Raw genomic sequence first — 17,310 nt, forward strand, 5'->3', positions numbered from 1 at the left:
GGTGAGGATAACCTCACCTTTCCCCGAAACGTTGCGGGCCTCCCCGCACGACCTGACCCGCCCTCAACGCCGTGGGCGGGGCTGGCATTTCGGGCAGTAAAACGACGACCGGTTCATGAACTTCTCCCGGTGCATCACCGCGCCGCAGCGCCGGCAGTTCAGGCCTTCGCGGCCGTAGGCGTCCAGCGACCGGTCGAAGTAGCCCGATTCGCCGTTGACGTTGATATAGAGCGAGTCGAACGACGTCCCGCCTTGCGCGAGCGCGTCGCGCATCACGTCGGCGGCGGCGTCCAGCAGGGCGCCCAGCCGGGCCCGGCTCAGCGTCGCGGCGATCCGGGCGCCGTTGACCTTGGCCCGCCACAGCGCCTCGTCGGCATAGATGTTGCCGATGCCCGAGACCACGGTCTGGTCGAGGAGCTGGCGCTTGATCTCGGAATGCTTGCGTCGTAAGACGTTCACCACGGCTTCGCGGTCGAAGAGCGGATCCAGCGGGTCGCGCGCGAGGTGCGCGACGGGAGCAGGCACCACGCTGCCGTCCACGCCCACCAGATCCGCGAGCATCCAGCCGCCGAAGGTGCGCTGATCGGCGAAGCTCAGCACGGTCCCGTCGTCGAGCAGCGCGGAGATGCGCACGTGCTCGGCGCGCGGCACTTCCCCCAGCAGCATCTGTCCGCTCATCCCGAGGTGCACGACCAGGGCCGTGTCCGATTCCGAGGGCGCGGGTTCGGTATCGAGCAGCAGCCACAGGTACTTGCCGCGCCGGTCGGTGCCGGTGATCCGGGCGCCGAGCAGCCGGGCGGTGAGGTCGCCGGGCCCGGCCTCGTGCCGGCGCACCGCGCGCGGGTGGTGCACCCGCACGGCCGTGATCGTCTTGCCCACGACGCGGGCCTGCAAGCCGCGGCGGACCACCTCGACTTCGGGTAGTTCGGGCATCTATTCGCGCATCTAGGCCGGCGTTTTCCCCGCCGTGTCGAGCGCTTCCAGCGTCTTCCAGGTCGCCGCCGCGGCCTTCTGCTCGGCTTCCTTCTTGGAGCGGCCCACCCCGGACCCGTATTCGGTGTCCATCACGACGACGACGGCGGTGAACTCCTTGTCGTGGTCGGGGCCGGTGGAGGTGACGACGTAGGACGGCGCGCCCATGCCCCGGGCCGCGGTCAGCTCCTGCAGGCTGGTCTTCCAGTCGAGCCCGGCGCCCAGCGTGGGCGCGGCGTCGAGCAGCGGGCCGAACAACCGCAGGATCACCTCGCGGGCGGTGTCGATCCCGTGCTGCAGGTAGATGGCGCCCAGCAGCGATTCCATGCCGTCGGCCAGAATGCTCGACTTGTCGGCGCCGCCGGTGGTGGCCTCCCCGCGCCCGAGAAACAGGTGCGCGCCCAGGCCGTCCGAGCACAGCTTGCGCGCGACGTCGGCCAGCGCCTGGGTGTTGACGACGCTGGCCCGCAGCTTGGCCAGGTCCCCTTCCGAGCGGTCGGGGTGGCGGTGGTAGAGCTCGTCGGTGATGGTCAGGCCCAGCACGGCGTCGCCGAGGAACTCCAGGCGTTCGTTGGTCGGCAGCCCGCCGTGCTCGTAGGCGTAGCTGCGATGCGTCAACGCCAGCGTGAGCAGCTCCTCGGGCAGCTCGACGCCCAGCGCGCCGAGCAGGTCCTGTCGCGACGTCATTGCTCGCCCCGCGGCGCGTCGGGTTCGGGGAACATGCCGGCCAGTTTCGCCCAGCGCGGGTCGATGCGGTCGTGGTGGTGCCCGGGCTCGGCGGCGAGGGAAACGCCGCATTCGGGGCACAGCCCCGGGCAGTCGGGAGCGCACACGGGCGAGAACGGCAGCTCGAGTACCACCGCGTCGACGATCGACTGCTCGAGGTCGAACGCGTCGTCGACGATGTGCCCGACCTCGTCTTCCTCGGTGGTCGCCTCCGTCGTGCTGTCGGGGTAGGCGAACAGTTCGGTCAGCTGGACCCGCACGTGACCGTGGACGGGGGTCAGGCAGCGTGAGCATTCGCCAACGCTGGGCGCGTCAACGGTGCCCGTCACCAGTACGCCCTCGGAGACCGACTGAACTTGCAGGTCCAGCTCCAACGGGGCGCCGGCCTCGATCGCGATCATGTCCAGCCCGATGCGCGAGGGGCTGGGTACGGTCTTCCGCAGGGTCACCATCGCCCCGGGGCGACGCCCGAGCCGGGTGATGTCGACCGTCAACGGCGAGCTCAGGCGGCGCTGGGAGGTGCTGCTGTGCTGCCGCGTCATAGGACAAATCCTACGGCGCGAACCGCACAATTCCAGGGCGCGGCCGCCCGGCTGCCGCGTTAGCGCACCGCGTAGTCGTGCGTGCCGGCCGCCGTCCGGAGCTGATGACGACCGCGGCCCACCGAGCGCAGCGTGCCGTTGAGGAATTCCTCGAACTCGGCCAGCTTGTTGTCGACGTAGATGTCGCATTCGCCGCGCAGCCGGTCGGCCTCGGCGTGCGCCGAGTCGATCAGGCGGGTGGCCTCGGCGTTCGCCGCCTCGACCACGCTGTTCTGCGAGACCAGGCGCTGCTGTTCCTTGATGCCCTCTTGCACGGCCTTCTCGTAGGAGATGTTGCCGTTCTCGAGCAGCCGGTCGGCCTCGGCCTGGGCGCGGCCGACGCTGGCCTCGTACTCCCGCTTCGCTGCCGTGGCGATGCGCATCGCCTCCTCGCGCGCCTCGCCGACCATCCGCTCGCTGTGCTGGCGCGCCTCGCTCACCATGCGGTCGGCCTGCGCTTTTGCGTCGGACAACAGCCGATCCGCCTCCGCGCGGGCGTGGTTGAGCATCGACTCCGACTCGGTGGTCGCCGAGGAGACCATGGAGTCGGCGTGCGATTTCGCGTCCTGCAGCATCGAGTCGCGCGCGTCGAGCACGTCCTGGGCGTCGTCCAACTCGCCGGGGATCGCATCCTTGATGTCGTCGATCAGTTCCAGCACGTCACCTCGTGGCACCACGCAGCCGGCCGTCATCGGAACGCCGCGTGCTTCTTCAACGATGGCGCTCAACTCGTCGAGCGCTTCAAAGACTCGGTACACGGCCATATCCTCCTGGCTTCTGCAAACGTGTTGTTACCAGTGTGCCTGGTGTTGCCTCTGTGACAGCGGTGGCAAGGCCGGTGTGTCGGACATTCACTGGTTGCGCCTGTTGCGGCCATTCTAGGGACCAGGGCGGCTCTCCGCCCTGGCCAGGACGCTTTGCTACGGTTGACGCATACCCCTATGGGGTATACGTTGGGTCGAAGCCAACCGAAGGGGGTCGAGCACTCGTGCTAGCGGCGGTCGGACACGCGTTGACGGTGGCGGGGTTGATGACATGGGAAATCCTGTGGGCGCTGATCCTGGGATTTGCGTTGTCGGCGGTGGTGCAGGCGGTGGTGCGGCGTTCGACCATCGTGGCGCTGCTCGGCGACGACCGGCCACGCACCCTGGCGCTGGCCGCCGGACTCGGCGCGGCATCGTCGTCGTGTTCGTACGCCGCCGTGGCGTTGGCCCGGTCGCTGTTCCGCAAGGGCGCCAGCTTCATCGCCGCCATGGCATTCGAGATCGGTTCCACCAACCTGGTGGTGGAACTGGGCATCATCCTGGCCCTGCTGATGGGTTGGCAGTTCACCGCCGCGGAGTTCGTCGGCGGCCCGCTGATGATCGTGGTGCTCGCCGTCTTGTTCCGGTTGTTCGTGCGCTCGCGGCTCATCGATGCGGCCCGCGAGCAGGCTGACCGCGGGATCGCCGGCTCGATGGAAGGCCATGCCGCCATGGACATGTCCATCAAGAAGCAGGGCTCGTTCGTTCGGCGGCTGTTTTCCCCCGAGGGCTTCACCTCCGTGGCCCACGTGTTCGCGATGGAGTGGTTGGCCATCCTGCGCGACCTCGTGCTGGGCTTGCTGATCGCGGGGGCCATCGCGGCCTGGGTGCCCGAAACGTTCTGGCAGGCTTTCTTTTTGGCCGATCATCCCGGCTGGTCCGCGATCTGGGGGCCCTTGGTGGGACCGATCGTCGCCATCGTGTCGTTCGTCTGCTCGATCGGCAATGTTCCGCTGGCGGCGGTGCTGTGGAACGGGGGCATCAGTTTCGGCGGGGTCATCGCGTTCATCTACGCCGACCTGCTGATCGTGCCGATCCTGAACATCTACCGCAAGTACTACGGCACCAAGATGATGCTGGCGCTGCTGGGCACGTTCTACGCCGCCATGGTGACCGCGGGGTATCTGGTCGAATTGATCTTCGGCGCAACGAGTCTCATCCCGAAGCAGCGCAATGCCACGGTCATGGAAGCGGCGATTTCGTGGAACTACACGACCTGGCTCAACATCGCCTTCCTCGTCGTCGCCGCCGTCTTGGTCGCCCGGTTCGTCGCAACGGGCGGAATTCCGATGGCGCGGATGATGGGCGGCTCCCCCGACGGGGGGCACGAGCACGCGCACGAGTGTCACTAGTGGCGTCGGAAATCTTTTGCGCGAGTGTGCATCTATGGCGGTTTCCAACGCCCCTCAAATTCCCTGCTAGCGCGTTGGCGGTCTCGCGCACCGACATGTGAGGGTTAATCGCGCGGCGGTCCGGTCAATGCGCGATGGCGTAGTCCCGTTGGCTTCCAGGGTCGTCGTCATCATCGTCGGGCGTATCGAATGGTTGTGCCCACCCTTTGAGAATGCCCGCGATATCGGCCACACCAAGCACGCCTTCGGCAGCATCGCCGGTAAGTCCGACCACCGCGCCGGCTTCCGCGTACAGGTTGTATCCGTTGACCATATAGAACATAGCTGTCGCAACCCACGCGGTGCGCTTATTGCCCGTGATGAACGGATGGAACCGTGCTAGCCCGTGCAGAAGTGCCGCCGCCTTCTCATGGATGCTGGGGTAGGCGTCTTCGCCGCCAGCGCTTTGCATTGGGCGAACGGTTGCAGCATCCAGCAACCCGTACTCGCGCAACTGATTCGGCCCACAAAGCCTCTCGTTGATGCGCTGCACATCGTTGGTCGAGAGGTAGATCGGCACCTACATGTCCTTGAGCTTGTCCAGCGCTACGGCGTGCTGGCGCAGCACTTCGTCGAAAGCGGTTTGCATCATCTCAGCGCGCCCATGCGTCTTGAGGTATTCGGTTAGCGCGAGCTTGATCACTTCGTTGGCCGACGTGCTAGTTAAGAACGCATAGTTGCGCAACACGTCAGCCAACTCCGCGGGTAGCCGAACCGTGAGCCCCGTCGTACGCTGGGCGTCCTGCTTAACCTGTGCCTTCATGACACCATGATGTCATAGTTACGCACTATCGCGCCACAGCTGCGCGGATATGAGCAGGCCCAAGGACCGCGGCCGCGCCGCGCCGCCTACTTGTCCGAAGTCATGTCACCGACTGGCCCAGTGCCCGCCGCACCGACATCGACAACTTCGCCTTCGCCTGCGGACCTAAAACCGCCTGCTCAACCCGACGCTTGGACCACCCGCAAAGACGCCAAAGGGGCACTGAATGGCCAACGCCCACCACCACCAGAGAAAAACTCCTACGGGACGACGATGACGACGAACCCTAGCCACTAGCATGCGTTGCAGCGCAAGGCTTTACGAGCAACGGGCGAGCTTCTCGCGCAGCCGGCGGTTGACCGGTTCGGGCAGTAGCTGCGAGACGTCGCCGCCGAACGTCGCGACCTCTTTGGCCAACGACGACGACACGAACGAGTACCGCGGTGTCGTCGCGACGAAAAACGTGTCGACACCGGCGATGTGCTTGTTCATCTGCGCCATCTGCAGCTCGTACTCGAAGTCGGTGCCGGTGCGCAGCCCCTTCACGATGGCGGTCATCCCCTGCGACCTGACGAAGTCCACCACCAGACCCTGCCCGGCCTGAACACGCAGGTTCGGCAGGTGTGTCGTCGACTCGGTGATCATCGCGATCCGCTCGTCGAGGTCGAACATGCCCTCCTTGGCGGGGTTGGTCAGGATCGCCACCACAACCTCGTCGAACTGGGCCGACGCCCGCTCGAAGACGTCGATGTGGCCCAACGTCACTGGATCAAACGACCCGGGGCATACCGCGCCACTCATGACGCAAGACGCTACACGCCCGCCTCAGAGTCGTTCGGCCATCTCCAGCCGGGTGTCGCCGTACACGCGCGGCGGCCATACGGACCAGCCGGCCGGCCAGGTCAACGGCGCACCGGTCGCCGCCCGCTCCACCACAACCACGGTCCCGGCGTCCGCCCAACCGTGTGTGACCAGGGCGGCGAGCATGCCTTCGACCTCGGCGGCCTCGACGTCGTAGGGCGGGTCGGCCAGGACGAGGTCGACCGGCCTCGCCGCGCCGCCGGCCAATACGGTTGCGACCGCGCCGCGGCGCACTGCCGCACCGTTCAAACCCAGGGCGTCGATGTTGCGGGCGATCACCGAGGCGCTGCGCTGATCCGATTCGACGAACAACGCCGAGGCGGCCCCGCGTGAGAGCGCCTCCAATCCCAGTGCGCCCGAACCGGCGTAGAGGTCCAGCACCGCGGCGCCGGTCAGGTCATGCCGCGCGGTCAGGATGTTGAACAGCGACTCGCGCACTCGATCGGTGGTGGGTCTTGTCCCCCGCGGCGGGACGACGATCCGCCGGCCACCCGCCGCGCCGCCGATGATCCGGGTCACGTGCCAACACTTACAGCAGCGTCGACCAATAGTCCCAGAACCGCGCCATGATCAGCAGGAACACCGCGGTGAACCACAGCGCGGTGACCGACCAGCGCCATTGGTACAGCGCCGAGGCCACACCGTGTCCGCGGCGTTGCAGCGCCGGACGGCACGCGATCGACGCGACGACCACCAGCAGGGTGATGGTGGCCGCCCAGACGACCATGCAGTACGGGCACAACGCACCGATGCGGTACAGGCTCTGGTAGATCAACCAGTGCACGAACGCCGCACCGATCAGCAGACCGATCGTCAGCCCGATCCAATACCATTGCGGCAACGCCAGTTTGGTCACCGCCAGCAGCCCCGTGACCACCACCACGGTGAACGCCACCAGACCGAGCAACGGGTTGGGGAATCCCAGCAGCGAGGCCTGCGGGGTGACCATCACCGAGCCGCACGACAGGATCGGGTTGAAGTTGCACGACGGCACGTACGCCGGGTTGAGTAGAAGATCGATCTTCTCCACGGTCAGCGCCGCGGAGGCGACCAGGCCGATCACGCCGGCGATCAGCACCCACCACGCGCTGGGCGCCGGTACGGGCGCTTCGGGACGCGATTGCGGTGTCAGGTCATCGGTTTGGGCTGACACCGGGGTGGTCACGCGGCCGCGGGGGCCACGGCGCCGTCGATGCCCGGCACGTCGCCGACGATGCTCTTGATCTTGGCGACCAGGGCGTCGGGTGTGGACGGGTCGTAGTCGTCGCCGTTGATCTTGATGGTCGGCGTCGCGTTGATCTTCGCGGCCGACGCCTCGGCGGTGACCTTGCCGATGTACTTGCCGCTGTTGATGCAGTCGGGCACCTTGCCGACGACACCGGACTCCCGGGCGATCTCGATCAACCGGGCGTTGTCCGGAAAGCTACTCCCGCGCTCGCTGGGCTGCAGGTCGGTGGTGAACAGCGCGGTGTGGAACCGGCGGAACGCGTCGAGGGATTCGTCGGCCACGCACAGGGCCGCGGCGCCCGCCCGCGACGAGTAGTTCTGGTTCCTGGCGTTGTCGAGGATCGACACCATCGAGTAATCCGCCGCGATGGCGCCGACGTCGATCAGCCTGGATACCGTCGGACCGAACGTGCGCTCGAAGTTGCCGCACGCCGGGCACAGGAAGTCCTCGTAGAACGTGACCACGGCCTTGGGGTTGCTGGTACCGGGCTGGGTGACCAGTTTGCTCGACGTCACGCGCACCGTGTCGCCCGCGCCGATCGCAGCCGTCTTCTTGTGGTGCGTGACCACGATGTAGGAGACGACGGCGACCAGGAAGATGACGACGAGGGCGGTCCCACCGATCTGGATGAGCCGGCCGGATTTGCCGTCGGCGGCCTTCATGTCAAAGCGCGGGGGGCGTTTGGGTTTGTCGGCCACAGTCTGCGTGATTCCTTCGGTGCTCGGGTGGTCATTCGTCGGTTAAGCGCCTCTAGGTTACCGGCGCCGACCGCGCGACAGGTCAGACTCGGCTCAGGTGGGCACGCAGAGCTGAAATCAGCTCGGTGGTGGCGGCGGCGCTGCCGCCGCCGAGCTTGAACAGATTGGCGAAGCCGTGCGTCAGCGACCCCATGCATCGCAGGTCGACCGGGGTGCCGGCGGACTGCAGGGCCGCCGCGTAGCTCTCACCCTCGTCGCGCAGCGGATCGAAACCGGCGACCGCGATCAGCGCCGGGGCGAGCCCGGCCAGCGACTCGGCCAGCAGCGGCGACACCCGCGGATCCGACCGGTCGACGCTCGAACGCCGCAGGTATTGCGACTCGAACCAATCGATGTCCCGCTTGGTCAGCAGAAACCCGCGCGCGAACAGGCTCAGTGAGCGTGTCTGCGTGGTGAAATCCGTGCGCGGGTAGATCAGCCACTGCAGCACCGGGGCGGGCGCGCCCTCGTCGCGCGCCAGCTGGCAGACGACGGCGGCCAGGTTGCCGCCCGCACTGTCACCGCCGACCGCGACCCGGCCGGGAGCGGCGCCGAGCTCACCGGCGTGGTCGTGCGCCCACCGGAAGGCCGCGTAGGCGTCCTCGACCGCGGCCGGGGCCGGATGCTCGGGGGCCAGACGGTAGTCGATCGACAACACGTGGATGCCGGCATCGCGGCACGTCAACCGGCACAGGGCGTCGTAGGAATCCAAGTCGCCGATCGACCACCCACCGCCGTGATAGAAGACCAGCAGCGGCGCGGACGCGCCGTTGGCGGGGCGATAGTGCCGCGCCGGGATGTCGCCGGCCGGCCCGGGCAGCGACAGGTCCTCGACGTCGACGTGGATCTGTGGACCGGGAAGTTCCAGCGACAGCTGGCGCATCTGAGCGCGCGAGGCAACGGGGTCGTCGTCGACGACCAGGCCGTCGATTCCGACGGCGCGCAGACCGGAGAGCATCAGCTGAAGCGTGGGATCCAGCGTGTTGCCGTCGATGGTCACCGAGCGGCCCCCGAACAGCGCACGCTTGGCGGGCGTCGGGATCCACGGAATGACCTTGACACCGATGGTGGATACGGCGCCCTGCATGCGAGTGGCCAAGCGCATGGGCGCGTGTTTCACACCGAGGTGAAGGTCTGGCGCGGGCACGCTCTTGGTCATGGGCACTCCCTCGAATGAACGTCTTTCGGGCCCCGGCGGCCGCCGAGCAGGTGCGGCTCGTGCCGGTCACCGACAGGGCGGTTACCGGTTCCGGTGTGCGGTGTGACCAACTCTACGTGGTGACGAATTCGCCAAATGCAGACCAGGGCCGATAATCACCGCCCCCCGCCGCCGCGCCAATGAGGTGGTATTTTCCAGCCCAGTAATATCGTGATCCCCAAGCGGAACCGCCTAACGGATTGCGAGCAGCTTCGACGTGTCCAATTTTGAGCTCAGCGCCTCGAACTCGGCGCCGGTGCAATGTCGATCTCCTCGCTCGATGACGGCGTCCGGTCGGGTCCACGATCCTTCAATTTCACAGGCAGGTGAATGACATTGGCTGGCGAGTCGGGCGCTGCCGTGCCCTCTGTAGCGCTTAATGACGAAAACACGATGCCGGTCCTTGGCCTGGGCGTCGCGGACCTGTCGGAGGACGAGGCCGAGCGCGCGGTCTCGGCGGCGCTGGAGATGGGCTGCCGGCTGATCGACACGGCCGCCGCCTACGGCAACGAAGCGGCCGTCGGCCGCGCGATCGCGGCCTCGGGGATCCCGCGCGCCGAACTGTTCGTCACCACCAAACTGGCCACCGCCGACCACGGGTTCCTGCGATCCATCGAGGCCTGCAAGGAAAGCCTCGAGCGCCTCGGCCTGGATTACCTGGACCTGTACCTGATCCACTGGCCCGTGCCGTCACGGGGTGAATACGTCAATTCGTTCGGCGGGCTGATCCAGTGCCGCGCAGAGGGGCTGGCCCGTTCGATCGGCGTCTCGAACTTCACCGAGGTGCATCTCACCGACATCATCGACCTGACGTTCGTCACGCCGGTGGTCAACCAGGTCGAGCTGCACCCGCTGCTCAACCAGGCCGAGATCCGCAAGGCCGACGCCGAGCACAACGTCGTCACCCAGTCCTACACGCCGTTGGCGCTGGGCAAGCTGACGGACAACCCGACGGTGACCTCGGTCGCCGGCGAATACGGCAAGACGCCCGCGCAGGTGCTGCTGCGGTGGAACCTGCAGCTGGGCAACGCGGTGGTCTTCCGGTCGGCCAAGCCCGAGCACATCGCCGGGAACCTCGACGTGTTCGACTTCGAGTTGGCCGCCGAGCACATGGACGCGATCAACGGGCTCGACGACGGCACCAGGCTGCGCCCGGACCCCAACACCTTCGAGGGCGTCTGAGTCAGCCCGCCGGGCAGGTGGCCGCCGCCTGACGCAACACCCCGGTCGACGGCTGGTCCACCGGTAGGGCGTAGCCGCGCAGCACGGCGATGAACTGCATGGCGTATTGGCAGGCGAACGCGGCGTTCGGCGGCATCCATTGTGCCGGGGCCGCGTCGCCCTTGTCCTGGTTGGCCTGCCCGTCGACGGCCAGCAGGTTGGCCGGATCGTTGGCGAACCGCAGCCGCTCGTCGGCCGGCCAGGCGTAGGCGCCCATGTCCCAGGCGTAGGCGAGCGGGACGATGTGGTCGATCTGCACGGCCTCGCCGACCCTGGCGCCTCGCTGGAACGCGATGGTCTTGTTCGTGTACGGATCATGCAGCGTGCCGGTGGCCACCGCGTCCGGGCATCGCTTGGTCGACACATACGTCTTGTCGACGAGGTCGCGGTTGAGGATGTCGTCGCGGGTGTCGCAGCCGTTGTGCCCCATCGGGGCGTCGTTGTCGTCGGTCCACGCGTCGCCGAACGCGGCCCTGCGGTAGTCATACCGGTGCGCCCGCAGCGGCAGCACGGCGATACCCGCGAGCACATCGGTGCCCGGCTGCACCGTCGGGACGTCGGCGCGCGCCGCGTATTCGGCGGAGTGCCTGGCCGCCGAGGACCCGACCGTCTGGTAGGCCACCACCAGTGCCAGGCCCGCGACCACGCACAACCACAGCAGCACCTTGCGGTTCACGACTTGTCCAGGTATTCGATGCGGTCGGTGGTGACGAAAGGCGCTGCCAGCAAAGCCAATTCGGGACTTGCCGGGTCGTCGGCGTACGCTCGGACGCAGAAGTCGCGCGCGGCCTCGATGACGTCGCGGTGATCGGCCAAAGACAGCAGCCGCAGGTTGATGGCGCGGCCGGATTGGTTGCGGCCCAGCACGTCTCCCTCGCGGCGCTCCTTGAGATCCAGGTCGGCGAGGGCGAACCCGTCCAAGGTGGCGGCCACGGCGGACAGGCGCTTGCCCGCCGGCGACCCCGGCGACACCCAGCTGGCGAGCAGGCACAGGCTGGGATGGCTGCCGCGGCCGATGCGGCCGCGCAGCTGATGGAGTTGGCTGATGCCGAAGCGATCGGCATCCATGACCAGCATCACCGTGGCGTTGGGCACGTCCACGCCCACCTCGATGACGGTCGTGCACACCAGCACATCGACCTCACCGGCCCGAAACGCCGCCATCGCGGCGTCCTTCTCGTCGGCGGACAACCGCCCGTGCATCAGCCCGAGCCGCAGGCCGGACAACTCGCCAGACCGCAACCGTTTGTACAGTCCCTCGGCGGTTTCCGACGGTTTGGTGTTCTGCTCCTGCTTGTCCGAATCGTCGGTCTCGTCGATCCGGGGCGCCACCACGTAGGCCTGGCGGCCGGCGGCGACCTCTTCGGTGATGCGCCGCCAGGCCCGCTCGAGCCACGCCGGCTTGTCCTTGACGAAGATGACGCTGCTGGTGATGGGCTGGCGTCCGCGCGGAAGCTCGCGCAGCGTCGAGGTTTCCAGATCGCCGTAGACGGTCAGCGCCACCGTGCGCGGTATCGGCGTGGCCGTCATCACCAGCAGGTGCGGCGTGACACCGGGACGGGCCTTGGCCCGCAACTGGTCTCGTTGTTCGACGCCGAACCGGTGCTGCTCGTCGACCACCACCATGCCCAGGTTGTGGAATTCCACCGCGTCCTGCAACAGCGCATGGGTGCCGACGACGATGCCGGCCTGACCGCTCGCCACCTCGTCACGGACCTGCTTCTTCTGCGCCGCCGTCATCGAACCGGTGAGCAGCGCGACGCGCGTGGCGTTATCCGCGCCACCCAGCTGGCCCGCCATCGCCAACGGGCCCAGCACGTCGGTGATCGACCGCAGATGTTGGGCGGCAAGGACTTCCGTGGGTGCGAGCAGCGCACACTGGTACCCGGCGTCCACCAATTGCAGCATCGCCAGCACCGCGACGATGGTCTTTCCCGAGCCGACCTCGCCCTGCAGCAGGCGGTTCATCGGCCGGGTCGCCGACAGCTCCTCGGCGAACACGTCGAGCACGTCGCGTTGTCCCGCGGTCAGCTCGAACGGCAACCTGCCCAACAGTTCCGCGCACAGACCGTCGGAGCGCGGCGGTGCCGGCGGCCCGGATTCCGACAGCTCGCTGTGCCGCCGGGCCACCAGCGCCCACTGCAACCCGACGGCCTCGTCGAAGGTCAGGCGCTCCCGGGCCCGCATGCGTGCCGTCTCGTCCTCTGCCAGATGGATGTCGCGCAACGCCCGATCCTCGGAGACCAGGTGGTAGCGGCCGCGCAGGTCGTCGGGTAACGGGTCGTCCACCGGATCCAGGACGTCGAGCACCAGGCGCACGCACCGGAAGATGTCCCAGCTCTGCACCTTCGTGGTCGCCGGGTAGATGGGAAAGAAGGCCCGCTCGAATGCCTCCATCTGCAGCTCGCCGGTGGTGGCCTGCGAGGCGATGGCGATGTTCTTCAGCGAACTCGTGCCGCGACTCTTGCCGTCCGGTGAGTCGAGGATGAGGAATGCCGGATGCGTCAGCTGCATGACGTTCTTGAAGAAGCCAACCTCGCCGGACAGCATCACCTTGGCGCCCTTGGTCAGGTCCTTCTTCAGGTAATTGGCGTTGAAGAAGGTCGCGGTCACCTTGTTGCGGCCGGAGCCGAGGGTGATGCGGTGGCAATCCCTCTTCGGGGTCTTCTTCATCGGCCAGGTCTTGGTTTCGGTGATCGTGTCGACGATCGTGATGTGCTCACCGGCCGGCGGGCGCTGGTCGTCGGAGTCCCAGCGGGTCGCGCCCTCGGTGTAGCTGCGCGGATAGTGCCGCAGCAGGTCGTCGACGGTGCGGATGCCCAACTCCTCGTCGAGCTGATCGGCGGCCTTGGCGCCCACCACGAAATCCAGCCGGTCGCGCAGGGTGGCCACGGCTACTCGACCCCGATCAACAGCGCGTCACCGCGATGGCCGGTGCGGTAGGTGACCAGCTCGGTTCCCGGGTGGTGGTCGTGCATGTGCTCTTCGAGGCTGTCGCCCAGAGCCGCCGCCGCTTCGTCCGTTTCGATGCCGGCGCCCACCAGCACCGTCACCAAGTCGCCGCCGGAGGCCAGCAGCAGATCGAGCAGGCCGATCGCCGCCGCGGTCGCGTCGGCCGCCACGATCAGCACCTCGTCCCCCGCGATACCCAGGCCGTCGCCCGGCTGGCAGCGCCCTGCCCAGGTCAACGCGCTCTCGGTCGCGATGCGCACCGAACCGTGCCGGGCCGCGCCGGCGGCGCGCGCCATGGTGTAGCCGTCGTCGACCGCCTGCCGGCCGTTTTCGTGCACGGCCAGCGCGGCCAGCCCCTGCACCATCGACCCCGTCGGGATCGGGACCACATCGATACCCCAGCCGATGGCCGCGGTGCACCCGGCCACCAGTTCCTCGGCCGGCACGTAGCCGTTGGGCAGCACCATCACCTGCGCGGCACCGGTGTCGACCACCGCCCGCATCAGCTGGTGCGCGCTGATGTAGCTGACCGGGTCTCCCGCGGCCGGATCGCACTGCAGCACGCAGGCGCCTTCCCCGCCGAACAGCTCGGCGGCACCCTCGCCGTCCACGACGGCCAGCACCGCGCGTTCCCGCGTCCAGCCACCGGCCGGCAGCCCGGTGGTTCCGGAGCTCAACGCCGAGATCACGATGCGGCTCAGCCGGCCCACCGCCAGCCCCGCCTCGACCGCGGCGCCGGCGTCGTCGGTATGTACATGCACCGAGTACGCGCGCCGCGCCGACGACTGCGCGGCCGCGATACCCACGGAGTCGCCCAGCTCCCCGAGCCGGTCCCGCAGCGCGTCGGCCGCGGCATGCTCGCAGCCCTCCAGCCGGTACATCACCTCGAATTGCGGCGCGGGGCGTTCCGCGACGGCCTGCGGTTCCGGCGCGCGCGGTGACAGCTCGTACACGGTGCGGGCGGGCGCCTGGCCGGTGACGGTGGTGCGCAGGGCGTCCAGCAGCACCAGCAGGCCGCGCCCGCCCGCGTCCACGGCGCCGGCGTCGGCCAGCACGTCGAGCTGCTCGGGCGTCTTCTCCAGCGCCACGACCGCCGCGTCGCCGGCGGCGATGATCGCCGAGCCGAGGCCGTCCCCGGCCTGGGCGCACTCCGCAACGGCGTCGGCGGCGGCGCGCAGCACCGAAACGATGGTCCCGGGGATCTCCTGCCCGCCCATCGACGTGATGACCAGGTCCACCCCCCGTCGCAGCGACGCCCCGAGGAGGGCGGCGTCGATCCGGGGCAGCTCACCGCCGGAATCGGCGGCCGCGGCCGCGGTGACGTCGGCGATGCCGCGCAGGATCTGGGACAAGATCACGCCGGAGTTGCCGCGGGCGCCGTTCAGGGCACCGGCCGACATCGCTGCGGCGGCCTTGGCGACGCACGCCGACCCGCCCTCGGAACCGACGCCGGCGCTGGCCTCGGCCAGCGCCGAACGCATGGTGAACAGCATGTTCGCGCCGGTGTCGGAATCGGCAACCGGGAAGACGTTGAGCCGGTTGATCTCGTCGATGTGGGTGATGAGATCGCTGACCGCGGTGTGCGCCCAGTCCCGCAGAGTGACCGCGTCCAGTAGACGCTCCGACGGTCGCAGTGTTACCCACCTCCTCGGTGCCTCCCGGGACCCAGCCCCCGGTGGGCGCCAGCGTAACTCGGCGGCTCGGGCGACGACTGCCCGTGACCACCACCCGCCGGCGGGGCGGGGCGGCCCGGCCCAATGAGCCTAGCCAGGCGCGGCGACAACGGTGCTGATCGTTTTGGTGGTTGCCGCGACAGTCGGTATCCTGGTTGGGCCCGGGTCAACCCGGGCTGTCCCGGCCACGTGTGAGACCGCCGAGCCGGACCCCCGAGATTTGAGGAGCTTGAACAATGGCCGCTGTGTGCGACATCTGCGGGAAAGGCCCCGGCTTCGGCAAGTCGGTGTCGCACTCCCACCGCCGCACCAGCCGCCGGTGGGACCCCAACGTCCAGACCGTGCACGTTGTCACCCGCCCGGGCGGCAACAAGCAGCGCCTCAACGTCTGCACCTCCTGCATCAAGGCCGGCAAGGTCGTCCGGGGCTAGTCCGCAGCTACATCACGATGTGCCCGGCGTCCACGGGTATGGACACGCCCGTCACGTAGCGGGCGCGGGGACCGACCAGCCACAGCACCGCTTCCGTCACGTCTTGCGCCTCGACCAGCGGCACGTCGGGCAGCAGCATCTGCGAGACGGCCGGGTTCGGGTTCTCCAGCATCCGGTTGACGACGAAATCGTTGAGGATCATCGGCGTCATGACGCCGCTCGGATGCACCGAGTTGACCCGGATCTTATGTGGCGCATAGGCATTGGCCGCTGAGCGCATCAACCCCACCACCCCGTGCTTGGACGCGGCGTAGGCGAACATCGCCGCACTGCCGTCGCCGCCCCGGCCCGTCAGCCCCTGCGAGGAGCTGACCAGCACGATCGACCCGCCCTGGCCCTTGCGGATGATCGACGGCACCGTCGCCAACAACGTGTGCCACACCCCCTTGAGGTTGGTGTCGACGATCGTGTTGAACACCGGCTCGGAATGCGCTTCCGGGTCACCGATCGCCACCACCCCGGCGTTGGCGACGACGATGTCCACCTCGCCGAGGTCGTCGATGCCGCTTTGCACCGCGGCCTCCAATTGCGGCAGGTCGCGGACGTCGGCGACCACGGGCACCACCTTGCCGCCCGCGGCTTTGACCAGCCGCGCGGTCTCGTCGAGATCCGATTTGGTCCCCAGCGGGTAGGGAATCGCGTCGATATCGGTGCAGATGTCGACCGCGATGATGTCGGCGCCCTGTTCGGCGAAGGCCACCGCGTGACTGCGGCCCTGGCCGCGCGCGGCACCGGTGATGACGGCGACCTTGTTGTCGAGCTCACCCATGGCTATACCTCCAGCTTCGTGCCGGTCTCTTGTTCGGCGAAGGCCACCAGGCGGGCGGCCGCGTCGTAGTCGCAGGCGACCGGCGAGCGGCCGATCAGCACCGGCCCGCCGCGCAGGCCGAACCTGCCGGTGACCCCGACGTAGCTGCCCGGCGGCAGCGGTTCGCTGATGCAGTACAGCGTGGGCGCCGCGCCCTCGTCGATGTCGTTGGCCAACCGGTCGGCCACCACCTTGACCACTCTGTGGGCCACCGACATCACCGGCGAGTCGCCGAGCTGCGACAGGTTCGAGGCCACCCAGCCCGGATGGGTGAGCTGGGTCTCCACCGGTGACCGGGCCTCCCGCAGCCTGCGGTCCAGCTCCAAGCCCCACAGCATGACCGCGAGCTTCGATTGCGCGTACGCGCCCAGCCGGGTCCACTTGTGCCGGCGCAGGTGCAGGTCGTCGAGGTGCAGCGTCGCCGACCGGTGCGCGTCTGAACCGACGTTGATGATCTGTGCCCGCACCTTGGGCAGCAGCAGATTGGTCAGCGCGAACGGGCCGAGCAGGTTGGTGCCCAGCGTCTTCTCGAATCCGTCCACCGTTTCGGTCCGGCGCTCGGTCAGGGCGCCGGCGTTGTTGATCAGGATGTCGATGTCGTCGGCGATCGCCGAGGCGAACGCCCGCACCGAGGACTGATCGGCCAGGTCGACCCTGGCGACTTCGGTCGACCCGCCCATCTCGGCCGCGCGTTGCTCGCCCAACCCGGTGTTGCGCACCGCCAGGATCACGTGCGCGCCGGCTTTAGCCAACGCGCGGGCGGTGCCCAGCCCGACGCCGTTGGTCGCTCCAGTCACGATGATTCGTTTGCCGGTCAGGTCGCCGAGCCGGCTCGGGGTCCAAGGTAACGTCACGGCGATCAAGAGTAATGGTCGGTTCTATGTAAATTGGACCGGTTCTGCCAC

General features: G+C 68.2%; 19 protein-coding genes. 3 read left to right on the plus strand and 16 right to left on the minus strand.

Features of this window, described 5'->3' with window-relative positions; all coding sequences use genetic code 11:
• Positions 1 to 63: 63 nt before the first annotated feature.
• From mutM to sepIVA, 4 genes are read right to left on the minus strand one after another with little or no spacing between them, the layout of a single operon-like run.
• Positions 64 to 933, minus strand: coding sequence for a DNA-formamidopyrimidine glycosylase (gene mutM / locus U8D42_RS14100; protein WP_322859956.1), 870 nt, complete (start codon positions 931 to 933; stop codon positions 64 to 66).
• A gap of 12 nt (positions 934 to 945) precedes the next feature.
• On the minus strand, positions 946 to 1,659 hold the full coding sequence (rnc, locus tag U8D42_RS14105; RefSeq protein ID WP_322859955.1) for a ribonuclease III: 714 nt from the start codon (positions 1,657 to 1,659) through the stop codon (positions 946 to 948).
• A complete protein-coding gene (locus tag U8D42_RS14110; protein WP_322859954.1) occupies positions 1,656 to 2,240 on the minus strand; it encodes a YceD family protein in 585 nt (194 codons plus the stop codon). Before U8D42_RS14110 ends, rnc begins: the two co-directional genes overlap by 4 nt.
• Positions 2,241 to 2,299: 59 nt before the next feature.
• A complete protein-coding gene (sepIVA, locus tag U8D42_RS14115; RefSeq protein ID WP_068079496.1) occupies positions 2,300 to 3,037 on the minus strand; it encodes a cell division protein SepIVA in 738 nt (245 codons plus the stop codon).
• A 272-nt stretch (positions 3,038 to 3,309) separates the two neighbouring features.
• Here sepIVA and U8D42_RS14120 point away from each other — a divergent pair, with 272 nt between their 5' ends.
• A complete protein-coding gene (locus U8D42_RS14120; protein WP_348636921.1) occupies positions 3,310 to 4,434 on the plus strand; it encodes a permease in 1,125 nt (374 codons plus the stop codon).
• Positions 4,435 to 4,558: 124 nt separating this feature from the next.
• Here U8D42_RS14120 and U8D42_RS14125 read toward each other — a convergent pair whose 3' ends face one another.
• The 7 genes from U8D42_RS14125 to U8D42_RS14155 all read right to left on the minus strand — a co-directional run bounded on the left by U8D42_RS14125 (position 4,559) and on the right by U8D42_RS14155 (position 9,221).
• The gene (locus U8D42_RS14125; RefSeq protein ID WP_322859952.1) at positions 4,559 to 4,993 is read right to left on the minus strand and encodes a type II toxin-antitoxin system death-on-curing family toxin; all 435 of its coding nucleotides are present in this window, start codon (positions 4,991 to 4,993) and stop codon (positions 4,559 to 4,561) included.
• A complete protein-coding gene (locus U8D42_RS14130) occupies positions 4,994 to 5,236 on the minus strand; it encodes a DNA-binding protein (protein WP_322859951.1) in 243 nt (80 codons plus the stop codon).
• Between the two features lie 318 nt (positions 5,237 to 5,554).
• On the minus strand, positions 5,555 to 6,037 hold the full coding sequence (gene coaD / locus U8D42_RS14135; RefSeq protein ID WP_322859950.1) for a pantetheine-phosphate adenylyltransferase: 483 nt from the start codon (positions 6,035 to 6,037) through the stop codon (positions 5,555 to 5,557).
• A 24-nt stretch (positions 6,038 to 6,061) separates the two neighbouring features.
• On the minus strand, positions 6,062 to 6,616 hold the full coding sequence (gene rsmD / locus U8D42_RS14140; protein WP_322859949.1) for a 16S rRNA (guanine(966)-N(2))-methyltransferase RsmD: 555 nt from the start codon (positions 6,614 to 6,616) through the stop codon (positions 6,062 to 6,064).
• Positions 6,617 to 6,626: 10 nt separating this feature from the next.
• On the minus strand, positions 6,627 to 7,250 hold the full coding sequence (locus U8D42_RS14145) for a vitamin K epoxide reductase family protein (protein WP_322860179.1): 624 nt from the start codon (positions 7,248 to 7,250) through the stop codon (positions 6,627 to 6,629).
• Positions 7,251 to 7,258: 8 nt separating this feature from the next.
• Positions 7,259 to 8,023: a DsbA family protein gene (locus U8D42_RS14150; RefSeq protein ID WP_322859948.1), complete on the minus strand. Its 765-nt coding sequence runs from the start codon at positions 8,021 to 8,023 to the stop codon at positions 7,259 to 7,261.
• An 82-nt stretch (positions 8,024 to 8,105) separates the two neighbouring features.
• On the minus strand, positions 8,106 to 9,221 hold the full coding sequence (locus tag U8D42_RS14155; protein WP_090422993.1) for an alpha/beta hydrolase: 1,116 nt from the start codon (positions 9,219 to 9,221) through the stop codon (positions 8,106 to 8,108).
• Positions 9,222 to 9,596: 375 nt separating this feature from the next.
• Here U8D42_RS14155 and U8D42_RS14160 point away from each other — a divergent pair, with 375 nt between their 5' ends.
• Entirely contained in the window at positions 9,597 to 10,442 is an 846-nt protein-coding gene (locus U8D42_RS14160; protein ID WP_322860178.1) for an aldo/keto reductase, read from the plus strand.
• 1 nt (position 10,443) lies between these two features.
• Here the strand turns inward: U8D42_RS14160 and U8D42_RS14165 are convergent, their stop codons facing one another.
• From U8D42_RS14165 to U8D42_RS14175, 3 genes are read right to left on the minus strand one after another with little or no spacing between them, the layout of a single operon-like run.
• Positions 10,444 to 11,157, minus strand: a complete 714-nt coding sequence (locus U8D42_RS14165; protein WP_322859947.1) for an HNH endonuclease family protein — start codon at positions 11,155 to 11,157, stop codon at positions 10,444 to 10,446.
• Positions 11,154 to 13,373, minus strand: a complete 2,220-nt coding sequence (gene recG, locus U8D42_RS14170; RefSeq protein ID WP_322859946.1) for an ATP-dependent DNA helicase RecG — start codon at positions 13,371 to 13,373, stop codon at positions 11,154 to 11,156. Before recG ends, U8D42_RS14165 begins: the two co-directional genes overlap by 4 nt.
• Before the next feature lie 2 nt (positions 13,374 to 13,375).
• Positions 13,376 to 15,046, minus strand: a complete 1,671-nt coding sequence (locus U8D42_RS14175; RefSeq protein WP_431523873.1) for a DAK2 domain-containing protein — start codon at positions 15,044 to 15,046, stop codon at positions 13,376 to 13,378.
• Positions 15,047 to 15,342: 296 nt separating this feature from the next.
• Here U8D42_RS14175 and rpmB point away from each other — a divergent pair, with 296 nt between their 5' ends.
• On the plus strand, positions 15,343 to 15,537 hold the full coding sequence (rpmB, locus tag U8D42_RS14180; RefSeq protein ID WP_046185726.1) for a 50S ribosomal protein L28: 195 nt from the start codon (positions 15,343 to 15,345) through the stop codon (positions 15,535 to 15,537).
• A 7-nt stretch (positions 15,538 to 15,544) separates the two neighbouring features.
• Here rpmB and U8D42_RS14185 read toward each other — a convergent pair whose 3' ends face one another.
• Positions 15,545 to 16,366, minus strand: coding sequence for a mycofactocin-coupled SDR family oxidoreductase (locus tag U8D42_RS14185; RefSeq protein ID WP_322859945.1), 822 nt, complete (start codon positions 16,364 to 16,366; stop codon positions 15,545 to 15,547).
• A 2-nt stretch (positions 16,367 to 16,368) separates the two neighbouring features.
• Positions 16,369 to 17,259 (minus strand): SDR family NAD(P)-dependent oxidoreductase, encoded by an 891-nt coding sequence (locus tag U8D42_RS14190; RefSeq protein ID WP_085241174.1) that lies wholly within the window; start codon positions 17,257 to 17,259, stop codon positions 16,369 to 16,371.
• Between the last annotated feature and the right edge of the window lie 51 nt (positions 17,260 to 17,310).

It is taken from the genome of Mycobacterium europaeum (assembly GCF_034555895.2).
GTDB classification, from domain to species: domain Bacteria; phylum Actinomycetota; class Actinomycetes; order Mycobacteriales; family Mycobacteriaceae; genus Mycobacterium; species Mycobacterium europaeum.